Origin of the sequence: Klebsiella pneumoniae subsp. pneumoniae HS11286 (assembly GCF_000240185.1) — a bacterium.
Classification (GTDB): Bacteria; Pseudomonadota; Gammaproteobacteria; order Enterobacterales; family Enterobacteriaceae; genus Klebsiella; species Klebsiella pneumoniae.
Genome location: NC_016845.1, coordinates 3,530,104 through 3,544,012 on the forward strand (window position 1 = coordinate 3,530,104; position 13,909 = coordinate 3,544,012).

Annotated in this window: 13 protein-coding genes; 9 read left to right on the forward strand and 4 right to left on the reverse strand. The window is 60.7% G+C overall.

Going from position 1 to position 13,909, the window contains the following annotated elements; genetic code table 11:
- Positions 1–172: 172 nt before the first annotated feature.
- Positions 173–2,275: an elongation factor EF-2 gene (locus KPHS_35310; RefSeq protein YP_005227831.1), complete on the reverse strand. Its 2,103-nt coding sequence runs from the start codon at positions 2,273–2,275 to the stop codon at positions 173–175.
- Positions 2,276–2,514: 239 nt separating this feature from the next.
- Here KPHS_35310 and KPHS_35320 point away from each other — a divergent pair, with 239 nt between their 5' ends.
- Complete coding sequence (locus KPHS_35320) at positions 2,515–2,826, forward strand: helix-turn-helix transcriptional regulator (RefSeq protein ID YP_005227832.1); 312 nt, start codon at positions 2,515–2,517, stop codon at positions 2,824–2,826.
- Between the two features lie 182 nt (positions 2,827–3,008).
- On the opposite strand, the gene KPHS_35330 is transcribed toward KPHS_35320, so the two are convergent.
- The 3 genes from KPHS_35330 to KPHS_35350 all read right to left on the reverse strand — a co-directional run bounded on the left by KPHS_35330 (position 3,009) and on the right by KPHS_35350 (position 6,410).
- On the reverse strand, positions 3,009–4,367 hold the full coding sequence (locus KPHS_35330; RefSeq protein YP_005227833.1) for an amino acid APC transporter: 1,359 nt from the start codon (positions 4,365–4,367) through the stop codon (positions 3,009–3,011).
- A gap of 289 nt (positions 4,368–4,656) precedes the next feature.
- Entirely contained in the window at positions 4,657–5,547 is an 891-nt protein-coding gene (locus KPHS_35340; RefSeq protein ID YP_005227834.1) for a putative LysR-family transcriptional regulator, read from the reverse strand.
- A gap of 38 nt (positions 5,548–5,585) precedes the next feature.
- Positions 5,586–6,410, reverse strand: a complete 825-nt coding sequence (locus KPHS_35350) for an SDR family oxidoreductase (RefSeq protein ID YP_005227835.1) — start codon at positions 6,408–6,410, stop codon at positions 5,586–5,588.
- Positions 6,411–6,782: 372 nt separating this feature from the next.
- Here KPHS_35350 and KPHS_35360 point away from each other — a divergent pair, with 372 nt between their 5' ends.
- Genes KPHS_35360 through KPHS_35430 form a run of 8 tightly spaced genes read left to right on the forward strand, consistent with a single transcriptional unit; the run spans position 6,783 to position 13,826 of the window.
- A complete protein-coding gene (locus KPHS_35360) occupies positions 6,783–7,682 on the forward strand; it encodes an ATP phosphoribosyltransferase (RefSeq protein YP_005227836.1) in 900 nt (299 codons plus the stop codon).
- 39 nt (positions 7,683–7,721) lie between these two features.
- A complete protein-coding gene (locus tag KPHS_35370; RefSeq protein ID YP_005227837.1) occupies positions 7,722–9,026 on the forward strand; it encodes a histidinol dehydrogenase in 1,305 nt (434 codons plus the stop codon).
- On the forward strand, positions 9,023–10,084 hold the full coding sequence (locus KPHS_35380; protein YP_005227838.1) for a histidinol-phosphate aminotransferase: 1,062 nt from the start codon (positions 9,023–9,025) through the stop codon (positions 10,082–10,084). Before KPHS_35370 ends, KPHS_35380 begins: the two co-directional genes overlap by 4 nt.
- Positions 10,081–11,148 (forward strand): histidinol-phosphatase/imidazoleglycerol-phosphate dehydratase, encoded by a 1,068-nt coding sequence (locus tag KPHS_35390; protein ID YP_005227839.1) that lies wholly within the window; start codon positions 10,081–10,083, stop codon positions 11,146–11,148. Before KPHS_35380 ends, KPHS_35390 begins: the two co-directional genes overlap by 4 nt.
- Positions 11,148–11,738, forward strand: a complete 591-nt coding sequence (locus KPHS_35400) for an imidazole glycerol phosphate synthase (RefSeq protein YP_005227840.1) — start codon at positions 11,148–11,150, stop codon at positions 11,736–11,738. The genes KPHS_35390 and KPHS_35400 overlap by 1 nt, the downstream gene beginning before the upstream one ends.
- Entirely contained in the window at positions 11,738–12,475 is a 738-nt protein-coding gene (locus KPHS_35410) for a 1-(5-phosphoribosyl)-5-[(5-phosphoribosylamino)methylideneamino] imidazole-4-carboxamide isomerase (RefSeq protein ID YP_005227841.1), read from the forward strand. Before KPHS_35400 ends, KPHS_35410 begins: the two co-directional genes overlap by 1 nt.
- A complete protein-coding gene (locus KPHS_35420) occupies positions 12,457–13,233 on the forward strand; it encodes an imidazole glycerol phosphate synthase subunit HisF (RefSeq protein ID YP_005227842.1) in 777 nt (258 codons plus the stop codon). Before KPHS_35410 ends, KPHS_35420 begins: the two co-directional genes overlap by 19 nt.
- Positions 13,227–13,826, forward strand: coding sequence for a bifunctional phosphoribosyl-AMP cyclohydrolase/phosphoribosyl-ATP pyrophosphatase (locus tag KPHS_35430; RefSeq protein ID YP_005227843.1), 600 nt, complete (start codon positions 13,227–13,229; stop codon positions 13,824–13,826). Before KPHS_35420 ends, KPHS_35430 begins: the two co-directional genes overlap by 7 nt.
- Positions 13,827–13,909 lie beyond the last annotated feature (83 nt).

The window sequence follows — 13,909 nt, forward strand, 5'->3', positions numbered from 1 at the left end:
TGACCGGGGAGGACGCCTGACCGTAGGCCCGCGCAAGTGCAGCGCCGCCGGGCATTGTGTCCCCAGTTCGTGCTTACCTTTTTGCCCGGTGGCGGCTTCGCCTTACCGGGCCTGGGCGCTGGTACCAGAGTAGCCCGGGTAAGACGCCTCGCGTCGCACCCGGGAACGTTGCTTAGCTTTTCGCGCGGCTGGCGATGATTTCATCCGCCACATTACGCGGCGCTTCCGCGTAATGGTGGAACTCCATGCTGTAGGTTGCCCGTCCCTGCGACATCGAGCGCAGCGTGGTGGAATAACCAAACATCTCCGCCAGCGGCACGTCGGCGCGGATGATCTGGCTGCCGAAGCGCTCTTCCATCCCCTGCACCATCCCGCGACGGGAAGAGAGATCGCCCATAATATTCCCGGCGTACTCTTCCGGCGTCTCCACCTCGACGTGCATCACCGGCTCAAGGATCACCGGGTCCGCTTTGCGCGCGCCCTCCCGGAAGCCGAAGATCGCCGCCATGCGGAACGCCATCTCCGAGGAGTCCACGTCGTGGTACGACCCGAAGGTCAGGGTCGCTTTCACGTCAACCACCGGATAACCCGCCAGCACGCCGGCGCCCATCGCTTCGCGCAGCCCTTTCTCCACGGAAGGGATGTACTCGCGCGGCACCACGCCGCCTTTGGTGGCGTCCTCGAAGACGAAACCGCTGCCCGGCTCCAGCGGCTCCAGGGTCAGCACAACGTGCCCGTACTGCCCTTTGCCGCCGGACTGACGCACAAATTTGCCTTCCACGTCCGTCACTTTCTTGCGCAGGGTTTCGCGGTAGGTGACCTGCGGACGGCCAATGTTGGCCTCGACGCCAAACTCGCGCTTCATCCGGTCGACAATGATCTCCAGATGCAGCTCACCCATGCCGGAGATAATCGTCTGGCCGGACTCTTCATCGGTATGCAGACGGAACGACGGATCTTCCGCCGCCAGCCGCTGCAGCGCGATGCCCATTTTCTCCTGGTCCGCTTTGGTCTTCGGCTCAATCGCCAGCGAAATCACCGGCTCCGGAAACTCCATCCGTTCGAGGGTAATCACCGCATCCGGATCGCATAACGTATCGCCGGTGGTCACATCCTTCAGACCGACGCAGGCCGCGATATCCCCGGCGTGCAGTTCGTCAACTTCGTGACGGTCGTTGGCCTGCATCAGCACGATACGCCCGATGCGCTCTTTCTTGCCCTTCACCGGGTTCCACACCGCATCGCCTTTCTTCAGCGTCCCGGAGTAGACGCGGATAAAGGTCAACTGGCCGACGTAGGGGTCGGTCATCAGTTTGAACGCCAGCGCCGACAGCGGCTCATCGTCGCTCGGATGGCGTTCCGCCGGCTGGCCTTGCTCATCAACGCCCTGTATCGCCGGAATATCCAGCGGCGACGGCATCAGCTCCACCACCGCATCGAGCATGCGCTGCACGCCTTTGTTTTTAAAGGCGCTCCCGCAGAGCACCGCCTGGATCTCTCCCTTCACCGTGCGCTGGCGCAGACCGGCGACGATCTCCGCCTCGTCCAGCTCACCGGTTTCCAGGTATTTATCCATCAGCTCATCGCTGGCTTCCGCCGCCGCCGAGACCATTTTCTCCCGCCACTGCTGCGCCGTCGCCAACAGCTCGTCAGGGACTGGCCCATAGCTAAAGGTCATGCCCTGGGTAGCGTCATCCCACAGGATGGCGCGCATTTTCACCAGGTCGACGACGCCGGTGAAATGCTCTTCAGCGCCAATGGGGATCACAATCGGCACCGGGTTAGCCTTCAGGCGGTCGATCATCATCTGCACCACGCGGAAGAAGTCCGCCCCCGGGCGGTCCATCTTGTTGACGAAGGCCAGCCGCGGAACGTGGTATTTATTCGCCTGGCGCCAGACGGTTTCCGACTGGGGCTGCACCCCGCCGACGGAGTCGTACACCATCACCGCGCCGTCGAGCACGCGCATAGAACGTTCCACCTCAATGGTGAAATCCACGTGCCCCGGGGTGTCGATGATATTGATCCGGTGCGGCTCGAAGCTGCGGTCCATCCCCGGCCAGAAGCAGCTTACCGCCGCCGAGGTAATGGTGATCCCGCGCTCCTGCTCCTGGGCCATCCAGTCGGTGGTTGCCGCGCCATCGTGTACTTCACCCAGCTTATGGCTCATCCCGGTATAAAACAGGATGCGCTCGGTGGTGGTGGTTTTACCGGCATCGATATGCGCGGAGATACCGATGTTGCGATAACGTTCGAGAGGGATGGGTCGGGGCATGATGCGTCCTTAGTCGTTTTGACGGTCAGTCTGCGGTCGGAATGATCCGCAGTTCATTTAACTGCGTCTATCTTAGTACAACTGTACGAGTATATTCGAACTATTTTTGCTATCATTACGATTGGGCAGGTTGCGGCGGCGCGCGTGGTATCAGAACCGGAGTTTGGGTATAGTAGCCGCCAGCCGCCGATATGGGCTGCGGCTGCGATGCGCCGCGCCACCGCCGACACAGGATTATTATGATCGCCAATCACCCCGAACGAGAACAAATTCGCCTGGAAAATGTCCTTTCCGCGCTCGGAAACCCGCTGCGACTGGAGATCATTCGTACGCTGGCCGACGGCAGCGAGCTGAGCTGCAACGCCCTGCGCCAGGAGGAGGTGGCCAAGTCCACCATGACCCACCACTGGCGCGTCCTGCGCGACAGCGGTGTGATCTGGCAACGGCCTCAGGGACGGGAGAACATGATTTCGCTGCGCCGGGAAGATCTGGACGCCCGTTTTCCCGGCCTGCTGGATACGCTGCTGAAAGTTATGGTGCAGGCAGGATAAGCTCTTCTGCCGGGTGGCGCTTCGCTTACCCGGCCTACATAACCATTAAATTTCAGAAGGTTAACCATCACCGTAGGCCCGCGCAAGCGCAGCGCCGCCGGGCAAAAGATATCGCACCGAGCCAAACGAAAAAAAAGCCGGAGGTTTCCCTCCGGCTTTTCTTATTTACATCACGCTATGCCTTAGGCCACATCTTCGTACTGCGGCACCGGGTTGCGGAAGCTTTTGGTCACGCAGGCCAGGTAGACCAGACCGATACCGGCCCAGATCAGGCCCAGAATCATCGAGCTCTCTTCCAGGTTGACCCACAGCGCGCCGACGGTCAGGGCGCCGCACATCGGCAGGAACAGATACTGGAAGTGGTCTTTCAGCGTCTTGTTGCGTTTCTCACGGATCCAGAACTGGGAAATCACCGACAGGTTAACGAAGGTAAACGCCACCAGCGCACCAAAGTTAATCAGCGCCGTCGCCATCACCAGGTCGAAGTTAATCGCCAGCAGCGCAATCGCGCCGACCAGGATGATGTTCATCGCCGGAGTGCGCCAGGTCGGGTGCACGTAGCCGAAGAAGCTTTTCGGGAACACGCCGTCGCGGCCCATAACGTACATCAGACGCGCCACGCCAGCGTGCGCCGCCATACCGGACGCCAGTACGGTGATGGTGGAGAAGATCAGCGCGCCAACCTGGAAGGCTTTACCTGCCACGTAGAGCATAATTTCCGGCTGTGACGCATCCGGATCTTTAAAGCGCGAGATATCCGGGAAGTACAGCTGCAGGAAGTAGGTGGCAAAGATGAAGATCAGGCCGCCGATCAGCGCGGTCAGGAAGATCGCGCGCGGGATGACGCGCTCTGCATCTTTGGTCTCTTCCGACAGGTTGCTGATGCCGTCGAAACCGGTAAACGAGAAGCACAGGATCGTCGCCCCGGTAATCATCGGGATCACGTGCGCGTCACCGGACCAGAACGGACGGCTGCTGGCCAGCGTACCGGCGCCCTCGCCTTCAAACACGCCATAAATCACCATGCCGAGGATAACGGCAATCAGCACCACCTGCAGCACCACGATCACGGTGTTGAAGTTGGCCACGGATTTAATGCTGCGCAGGTTAAAGGCGGTCATAAAGGCGACCAGCGCGATAACAAACACCCACGACGGAATCGAAGGCACCAGCGCTTCAAAATAGATTTTCGCCAGCAGAATGTTGATCATCGGCGCGAACAGGTAGTCGAGCAGCGAGGACCAACCCACCATAAAGCCAACGGTCGGGCTGATGGATTTCTGCGCATAGGTATACGCCGAGCCGGCAGAAGGGTAACGACGTACCAGCTTGCCATAGCTCAGGGCAGTAAACAGGATAGCGATTAACGCAAAGGCGTAGGCCGTCGGCACGTGACCGTCGGTCATACCAGAGACGATACCAAACGTATCGAACAGCGTCATCGGCTGCATATAGGCCAGGCCCATCATTACAACCGGAACTAACGTAAGCGTTTTACGTAATTCCACGCGAGAGGTATTTGGAGTAGCGTTATGCGACATAGTTATCCCCTTTTACGGTGAACGCCAGCGCGTAAGCAAAAAATTGCCCCATTTCTTTCTATTCCTCAGCGACAACGACTGTCGGTTTTTAGTAAATATCTATCCGGTACGAAGCCCGGCCTCTTGGTATTGAATGATGTGTCTTTCGACCAAAAAAATAACCGACACTTTAAAAAAAAGCGTCGGCTAGTCTCTGGTTTTCAGGCCGCATATTTTGCAACAAATTCAACGGCGTTGACAAGATGTTATGAAGTTCATTGCGTAAGCATAATTTTTAACGTGCTAATATCTATACGGTTTCCGTATGATAAATTGTAAAAATAGCACTATTTGCTAATAGCGTTTCCCGCCACCATTTGCCAGCCAAACCGCAGGTGGCGTCATTCCAGGCGATCCACGCGCGTTGACGAGGCGATAGCCCGCGCACGGTCATGCAGACCAGCTCGCCGCTGTCCAGCAGACCCTGCACCTGATAGCGCGGCAGGCACCCCCAGCCCAGCCCCAGGCGCAGCAGCGCCAGCTGCCCCGCGGCGTCACACACCGTCAGGGTCTCCTGATCGCTGAGTAGCGCCCCGCCCTCGCCGGTGGCCACCGCCCGGTAACGGCGCAGGGTTCGCCAGCTTAGCGGTGCGCGGTGTCGCGCCAGCGGATGCTGTGGGGCAACGACCAGCAGCAGCTCCAGCTCGCCGAGGGGGAGATAGTCATAACCGCTCAGCGGCGGCGGCTCGCCGAGCGCCCCCAGCAGCAGATCGGCCTGCCCGTCAGTCAGCGGCCGCCAGTCCAGCAGGGAGGGGTTCAGCGTGAAGTGCAGCCGGGTCAGCGGCTGTTGTTGATAAAATGCAGCGATTGGCGGCGAGAGCAGCGCCACGGGAAAGGTGCTGTCCACCGCCAGACGAAGGCTATTCTCCCACCCCTGCTGCAGCTTAACCGCCCGGTTCTCCAGTTCGCGGGCGATATGCAGCACCTCCCGCCCTTTCTCCAGCAGCATCTGTCCGCTGGGGGTAAAGCGCGCGCGATGGCCGCTGCGGTCGAGCAGCTGAATATTGAGATCGCTTTCCAGGCGGTGAATGGTGTAGCTCAGCGCCGAGGGCGTTTTAAAGAGCTTTGCCGACGCCGCGGCAAAGCTGCCCTCTTTTTCCAGGGCATCCAGGATCACGAGGACATCCAGCAGTGGTTTCATCGCTACCCCCTTACGGTATGCGAATCACCGCTGGCGGATCACTCCATCGGCATCACCAGCGGATCGGGGTACTGGTACTCAAACCCCAGCTCATTGCAGATACGATTGCCATCTACAATCTTACCCTGGCCGCCGTCCGGGCTGTCGCTGAACACCGGCGGCGGCAGACCGAGCTCGCGGGCCATCTGCGGATAAAAGAGGCCGCGCGCCGGATGGCGGGGCGCACATAGATTATAGATGTGCCCGCCCTTCGGGGCCTGCAGCAGCAGTTCGATAGCGGCCACCACATCCTGCAAATGCACCAGATTGACCACGTGCTGGCCATCCGGCGCCGACTTGCCGGCGAAAAAACGTCCCGGATGGCGGGAAGGCCCCACCAGCCCGGCCAGGCGCAGAATATCCACCGACGTCCCCGGCAGGTTGTGCAGCCAGTCCTCCAGCTCCTTGAGCACCTGTCCGCTGGCGGTTTGCGGCAGACGCGGGGAATTCTCCTTCACTGTACCGTTGACGTTGCCATACACCGAGGTGGAGCTGGTGAAGACGATCCGCGGAATATGGTAAGCCAGCGCGGTATCGACGATCTCCTGCACCGCCTGTAGATAAAACCCTTCCCCTGCCCCGGTACGCCGGGCCGGCAGGGTGATCACCAGCGCATCGACGTTCATCAGCGCGTCGAGGTCCTCGGTATCACAGACCAGCTGCGGCTCCAGGCGCAGCGGATAGCTGTCGATCCCGCACATCCGCGCCGCCTCCACGCCATCCTGCGTAGTTTTACTGCCGGTGACCTGCCAGCCTCGCGCCGTCAACGACAGCGCCAGCGGCATCCCCAGCCATCCCAAACCGACTATCGCGACCTTTTTCATCCCAGGCTCCTGACTCTTTCGCTGTGCTGATTACAGGCTACGCCAGCCAGCGGCAACTGACAATTTCTTCGCTCAATATGAAATGAATTAATGATAGAAAAAAGCCCTTGCTTTCTGCGGCGGAAGTGGTTTAGGTTAAAGGACATCAAATGCATAGTCATTCACAGAGAATTTTTATGAACCGCGTTCAATTTAAACACCACCATCATCACCATCATCCTGACTAGTCTTTCAGGCGATGTGTGCTGGAAGACGTTTGGATCTTCCAGTGGTGCATGAACGCGCAGAGAGCCCCCGGAAGATTCACTTCCGGGGGCTTTTTTTTGGACCAAATTCGGACAGATTCAGACAGGTTTTCAGAGGAAAAGAACAATGTTAGACAACACCCGTTTACGCATAGCTATTCAGAAATCAGGCCGTTTAAGCGAAGATTCACGCGAATTACTCAGCCGCTGCGGCATTAAAGTCAATTTGCACACCCAGCGTCTGATTGCGCTGGCGGAAAATATGCCAATCGATATTCTGCGCGTGCGTGATGACGATATCCCGGGCCTGGTGATGGACGGTGTTGTCGACCTCGGCATTATCGGCGAAAACGTGCTGGAAGAAGAGCTGCTCAGCCGCCGCGCCCAGGGCGAAGACCCGCGCTACTTCACCCTGCGCCGTCTCGACTTCGGCGGCTGCCGCCTGTCGCTGGCGACTCCGGTGGATGAAGCCTGGAACGGCCCGGCGGCGCTGGACGGCAAACGTATCGCCACCTCTTACCCGCACCTGCTGAAGCGCTACCTCGATCAAAAAGGTATCTCCTTTAAATCCTGTCTGCTGAACGGCTCCGTGGAAGTGGCGCCGCGCGCCGGCCTCGCCGACGCTATCTGCGACCTCGTCTCCACCGGCGCCACCCTGGAAGCTAACGGCCTGCGCGAAGTGGAAGTGATCTACCGCTCCAAAGCCTGTCTGATCCAGCGCGACGGCGAAATGGCCGACGCCAAACAGCAGCTGATTGACCGCCTGCTGACCCGTATTCAGGGCGTGATTCAGGCCCGCGAGTCGAAATACATCATGATGCACGCCCCGACCGAACGCCTGGAAGAAGTGGTTGCCCTGCTGCCGGGCGCCGAGCGGCCGACTATTCTGCCGCTGGCAGGCGACAAGCAGCGCGTGGCGATGCACATGGTCAGCAGCGAAACCCTGTTCTGGGAGACCATGGAAAAACTGAAGGCGCTGGGCGCCAGCTCCATTCTGGTGCTGCCGATTGAGAAAATGATGGAGTAATCGGCCAGCCGGTCACGGGACACACAGGGGAATACAATCATGAGCTTCAACACAATCATCGACTGGAACGGCTGTAGCGCAGACCAACAACAGCAACTCTTAACGCGCCCGGCGATTTCCGCCTCCGACAGCATCAGTAAAACGGTGACGGAGATCCTGAATAACGTCAAAGCCAACGGCGACGCGGCGCTGCGCGAATACAGCGCGAAGTTTGATAAAACCACCGTCGCCGCGCTGCAGGTGAGCGAGGCGGAGATCGCCGCCGCCGGCGAGCGCCTCAGCGATGAGCTGAAGCAGGCGATGGCGGTGGCAGTGAAAAACATCGAGACCTTCCACAACGCGCAACAGCTGCAGGCGGTGGATGTCGAAACGCTGCCGGGGGTGCGCTGCCAGCAGGTCACCCGCCCTATCGCCTCCGTCGGACTGTACATTCCCGGCGGCTCAGCGCCGCTGTTCTCCACGGTGCTGATGCTGGCGACGCCGGCGCGCATCGCCGGCTGTCAGCAGGTGGTGCTCTGCTCGCCACCGCCGATTGCCGATGAGATCCTCTATGCCGCGCAGCTGTGCGGCGTGAAAACCATCTTTAACGTCGGCGGCGCGCAGGCCATCGCCGCCCTGGCCCTCGGTACCGAGTCGGTGCCGAAGGTGGATAAAATCTTTGGCCCGGGTAACGCTTACGTCACGGAAGCCAAACGCCAGGTCAGCCAGCGTCTGGACGGCGCAGCCATCGACATGCCGGCCGGCCCGTCGGAAGTGCTGGTCATCGCCGACAGCGGCGCCAACCCGGACTTTGTCGCCTCTGACCTGCTGTCGCAGGCGGAACACGGCCCGGACTCGCAGGTGATCCTCCTGACCCCGGACGCCGACATGGGCAGCCGCGTCGCCGAAGCCGTGGAGCGCCAGCTGGCCGCCCTGCCGCGCGCGGAAACCGCCCGCGTGGCGCTCTCCGCCAGCCGGATCATCGTGGCCCGCGATCTGGCGCAGTGCGTGGCTATCTCCAACCTGTACGGCCCGGAGCACCTGATCATTCAGACCCGTCAGGCCCGCGAGCTGGTGGACAGCATCACCAGCGCCGGTTCCGTTTTTCTTGGCGACTGGTCACCGGAATCCGCGGGCGACTACGCCTCGGGCACCAACCACGTCCTGCCGACCTATGGTTACACCGCCACCTGCTCAAGCCTCGGCCTGGCCGACTTCCAGAAGCGGATGACCGTGCAGGAGCTGTCGCGCGACGGCTTTGCCGCCCTCGCCTCAACGATTGAGATCCTGGCCGCCGCCGAGCGCCTTGACGCCCACAAAAACGCCGTAACGCTGCGCGTTGCCGCCCTGAAGGAGCAAGCATGAGCATTGAAGATTTAGCCCGCGCCAACGTCCGCGCGCTGACCCCGTATCAATCCGCTCGCCGGCTGGGCGGCAAAGGCGACGTCTGGCTCAACGCCAACGAATTCCCTACCGCCGTAGCCTTCCAGCTTACCGAACAGACGCTGAACCGCTATCCGGAGCCGCAGCCGAAGGCCGTGATTGAGAGCTACGCCCGCTACGCCGAGGTCAAACCGGAGCAGGTGCTGGTCAGCCGCGGCGCCGACGAAGGCATCGAGCTGCTGATCCGCGCCTTCTGTGAGCCCGGCGAAGACGCGGTGCTCTACTGCCCGCCGACCTACGGCATGTACAGCGTCAGCGCCGAGACCATCGGCGTCGAGTGCCGCACCGTGCCGACGCTGGCCAGCTGGCAGCTCGACCTGCCGGGCATCGAAGCGCGGCTGGACGGCGTGAAGGTGGTCTTCGTCTGCAGCCCGAACAACCCGACCGGGCAGATTATCGACCCGCAGTCGATGCGCGACCTGCTGGAGATGACCCGCGGCAAAGCCATCGTGGTGGCCGACGAAGCCTATATTGAATTCTGCCCGCAGGCGACGCTGGCCGGCTGGCTCAGCGACTATCCGCACCTGGTGGTGCTGCGCACGCTGTCCAAAGCCTTCGCCCTCGCCGGCCTGCGCTGCGGCTTCACCCTCGCCAACGCCGAGGTGATTAACGTGCTGCTGAAAGTGATCGCCCCGTACCCGCTCTCCACGCCGGTGGCCGATATCGCCGCCCAGGCCCTGAGCGCGGAGGGGATCGCCGCGATGCGCCAGCGCGTGGCGCAGATCCTTGACGAGCGCCGCTACCTGGTGGAACAGCTGCGCGGCATCGCCTGCGTGGAGCAGGTCTTCGATTCCGAGACCAACTATGTGCTGGCGCGGATAACCGCCTCCAGCGCAGTGTTTAAATCTTTGTGGGATCAGGGCATTATCTTACGTGACCAGAATAAACAACCTTCATTAAGCGGCTGTTTGCGTATCACTATCGGTACCCGTGCCGAGAGCCAGCGCGTGATTGACGCCTTGACTGCGGAGAATGTATGACCCAGAAGTATCTCTTTATTGACCGTGACGGCACCCTGATTTCCGAACCGCCGGAGGATTTCCAGGTGGACCGGTTCGACAAGCTGGCGTTTGAGCCGCAGGTGATCCCGGCGCTGCTGAAGCTGCAGCAGGAAGGCTATAAGCTGGTGATGATCACCAATCAGGATGGCCTGGGAACCGACAGTCTGCCGCAGGAAGCGTTTGATGGCCCGCACAACCTGATGATGCAGATCTTCGCCTCGCAGGGCGTTAACTTTGAAGAGGTGCTGATTTGTCCGCACTTCCCGGGCGACAACTGCGCCTGCCGCAAGCCAAAAACGCAGCTGGTGCTGCCGTGGCTGGAAGAGGGCGTGCTGGATAAAGCCCACAGCTATGTGATTGGCGACCGGGCCACCGACCTTGAGCTGGCGGATAACATGGGAATTATCGGTCTGCGTTATGACCGCGAGACGCTCGACTGGCCGACCATCTGCGAGCAGCTGACCCGCCGCGACCGCTATGCCCACGTCGAGCGCATCACCAAAGAGACCCAGGTGGATGTGAAAGTGTGGCTGGACCGCGAAGGCGGCAGCAAGATCCATACCGGCGTCGGCTTTTTTGACCATATGCTCGACCAAATCGCCACCCACGGCGGCTTCCGCATGGAGGTTAACGTCGGCGGCGATCTGTACATCGACGACCACCACACGGTGGAGGATACCGGCCTGGCCCTCGGCGAAGCCCTGAAGCTGGCCCTTGGCGACAAGCGCGGCATCAACCGCTTCGGCTTCGTGCTGCCGATGGACGAGTGTCTCGCCCGCTGCGCGCTGGATATCTCCGGCCGTCCGCACCTGGAGTATAAGGCGGACTTCACCTATCAGCGCGTCGGCGATCTGAGCACCGAGATGGTGGAACACTTCTTCCGCTCGCTCTCCTACACCATGGCGGTGACCCTGCACCTGAAAACCAAGGGCAAGAACGATCACCACCGCGTGGAGAGCCTGTTCAAAGCCTTTGGCCGTACGTTGCGCCAGGCGATCCGCGTCCAGGGCGATGCCCTGCCGTCTTCCAAAGGGGTGCTGTAATGAATGTGGTGATCCTTGATACCGGCTGCGCCAACCTCAATTCGGTGAAATCGGCGATTGGCCGCCACGGCTATGAGCCGGTGGTCAGCCGCGATCCGGAAGTGGTATTGCGTGCCGATAAACTGTTTCTTCCCGGCGTCGGCACCGCCCAGGCGGCGATGGATCAGCTGCGCGACCGGGAGCTGATCGACCTGATCAAAGCCTGTACCCAGCCGGTGCTGGGGATTTGCCTGGGCATGCAGCTGCTCGGCAAGCGCAGCGAGGAGAACAACGGCGTCGATCTGCTGGGCATTATCGAAGAAGAGGTGCCGAAGATGACCGACCACGGTCTGCCGCTGCCGCACATGGGCTGGAACCGGGTGTATGCCAAAGCAGGCGATCGTCTGTTCCGCGGCATTGAAGAAGGCGCGTATTTCTACTTCGTGCACAGCTACGCCATGCCGGTCAACCCGTACACCATCGCCCAGTGCAATTACGGCGAGGCGTTCACCGCCGCGGTGCAGAAAGATAACTTCTTTGGCGTGCAGTTTCACCCGGAGCGCTCCGGGAGCGCCGGGGCGCAGCTGCTGAAAAACTTCCTGGAGATGTGATGATTATTCCTGCTTTAGATTTAATCGACGGCACCGTCGTTCGTCTCCATCAGGGCGATTACGGCCAGCAGCGCGACTATGGCAGCGATCCGCTGCCGCGCCTGCAGGCCTATGCCGCTCAGGGGGCAAAAGTCCTGCACCTGGTCGACCTGACCGGGGCGAAGGATCCGGCGAAGCGCCAGATCCCGCTGCTGAAATCGCTGGTCGCCGGGGTTGACGTCCCGGTGCAGGTCGGCGGCGGCGTGCGGACCGAAGCGGATGTCGCGGCCCTGCTTGAGGCCGGCGTCGCCCGCGTGGTGGTCGGCTCCACCGCGGTGAAATCCCCGGAGGAAGTGAAAGGCTGGTTCAAACGCTTTGGCCCAGAACGGCTGGTGCTCGCCCTCGACGTGCGTATCGACGCCGACGGCAATAAGCAGGTGGCGGTCAGCGGCTGGCAGGAAAACTCCGGCGTGACGCTGGAGGAGCTGGTGGAGAGCTATCTGCCGGTCGGCCTGCAGCATGTGCTGTGCACCGATATCTCCCGCGACGGCACCCTGGCGGGTTCTAACGTCTCGCTGTACGAGGAAGTCTGCGCCCGCTATCCGCAGGTGGCGTTTCAGTCATCCGGCGGCATCGGCGATCTTAATGATATTGCCGCGCTGCGCGGCACCGGCGTGCGCGGCGTGATTGTTGGCCGCGCGCTGCTGGAATGTAAATTCAACGTAACGGAGGCCATTCAATGCTGGCAAAACGGATAATCCCCTGCCTCGACGTCCGCGACGGCCAGGTAGTGAAAGGCGTGCAGTTCCGTAATCACGAGATCATTGGCGACATCGTCCCGCTGGCCAAGCGCTATGCCGACGAAGGGGCCGACGAACTGGTGTTCTATGATATCACCGCCTCCAGCGACGGTCGGGTGGTCGACAAGAGCTGGGTGTCGCGGGTAGCGGAAGTGATTGATATTCCTTTCTGCGTGGCGGGCGGGATCAAGTCGCTGGAAGACGCGGCGCAGATCCTCTCCTTCGGCGCCGATAAGATCTCGATTAACTCCCCTGCTCTCGCCGACCCGACGCTGATCACCCGCCTTGCCGACCGCTTTGGCGTGCAGTGTATCGTGGTGGGGATTGATACCTGGTTTGATGCAGAGACCGGCAAGTATCACGTCAACCAGTATACCGGCGACGAGAGCCGCACCCGTGTGACGCAGTGGGAAACCCTCGACTGGGTGGAGGAAGTGCAGAAGCGCGGCGCAGGCGAGATCGTCCTTAACATGATGAACCAGGACGGGGTGCGCAACGGCTACGACCTGCAGCAGCTGGCGAAGGTTCGCGCAGTGTGCCACGTCCCGCTGATCGCCTCCGGCGGCGCGGGCACTATGGAACACTTCCTCGAAGCCTTCCGCGACGCCGACGTTGACGGCGCGCTGGCGGCCTCGGTATTCCACAAACAGATTATTAATATTGGCGAACTGAAAGCGTACCTGGCGGCACAGGGCGTGGAGATAAGGGTATGTTGACTGAACAGCTGGACTGGGAAAAAACGGACGGCATGATGCCGGCCATCGTGCAGCACGCCGTATCCGGCGAAGTGCTGATGCACGGCTACATGAACAAGGAGGCGCTGGAGAAAACCGAAGCCACCGGCAAGGTTACCTTTTACTCGCGCACCAAGCAGCGGCTGTGGACCAAGGGTGAAACCTCGGGCCATGTCCTCAATGTAGTGAGCATCACGCCGGACTGTGACAACGATACGCTGCTGGTGCTGGTAAACCCGATTGGGCCGACCTGCCACAAAGGTACCACCAGCTGCTTCGGCGAAACCGGCCACCAGTGGCTGTTCCTCTATCAGCTGGAGCAGCTGCTGGCCGAGCGTAAACACGCCGACCCGGAGAGCTCCTACACGGCGAAGCTGTATGCCAGCGGCACCAAGCGTATTGCGCAGAAAGTGGGGGAAGAAGGCGTGGAGACCGCGCTGGCCGCCACAGTGAACGACCGCTTCGAGCTGAAGAATGAGGCGTCGGACCTGATGTATCACCTGCTGGTGCTGCTGCAGGACCAGGGGCTGGATCTCGGGGAAGTGATTGATAATTTAAGAGCACGGCATAGGTAATAATAGCAAAGGGAGGTGTTAATATGCCTCCCTGCATAACTTTGCTCGTTAATCAGGAGTATTTCTCTGCAACTAAAATAAGC

Coding starts and splice junctions, on each gene's coding strand:
- KPHS_35400 (YP_005227840.1), top strand. CDS start 11,148: ATGAATGTGGTGATCCTTGATACCGGCTGCGCCAACCTCAATTCGGTG.
- KPHS_35370 (YP_005227837.1), top strand. CDS start 7,722: ATGAGCTTCAACACAATCATCGACTGGAACGGCTGTAGCGCAGACCAA.
- KPHS_35380 (YP_005227838.1), top strand. CDS start 9,023: ATGAGCATTGAAGATTTAGCCCGCGCCAACGTCCGCGCGCTGACCCCG.
- KPHS_35330 (YP_005227833.1), bottom strand. CDS start 4,367: ATGTCGCATAACGCTACTCCAAATACCTCTCGCGTGGAATTACGTAAA.
- KPHS_35390 (YP_005227839.1), top strand. CDS start 10,081: ATGACCCAGAAGTATCTCTTTATTGACCGTGACGGCACCCTGATTTCC.
- KPHS_35310 (YP_005227831.1), bottom strand. CDS start 2,275: ATGCCCCGACCCATCCCTCTCGAACGTTATCGCAACATCGGTATCTCC.
- KPHS_35360 (YP_005227836.1), top strand. CDS start 6,783: ATGTTAGACAACACCCGTTTACGCATAGCTATTCAGAAATCAGGCCGT.
- KPHS_35410 (YP_005227841.1), top strand. CDS start 11,738: ATGATTATTCCTGCTTTAGATTTAATCGACGGCACCGTCGTTCGTCTC.
- KPHS_35320 (YP_005227832.1), top strand. CDS start 2,515: ATGATCGCCAATCACCCCGAACGAGAACAAATTCGCCTGGAAAATGTC.
- KPHS_35350 (YP_005227835.1), bottom strand. CDS start 6,410: ATGAAAAAGGTCGCGATAGTCGGTTTGGGATGGCTGGGGATGCCGCTG.
- KPHS_35420 (YP_005227842.1), top strand. CDS start 12,457: ATGCTGGCAAAACGGATAATCCCCTGCCTCGACGTCCGCGACGGCCAG.
- KPHS_35430 (YP_005227843.1), top strand. CDS start 13,227: ATGTTGACTGAACAGCTGGACTGGGAAAAAACGGACGGCATGATGCCG.
- KPHS_35340 (YP_005227834.1), bottom strand. CDS start 5,547: ATGAAACCACTGCTGGATGTCCTCGTGATCCTGGATGCCCTGGAAAAA.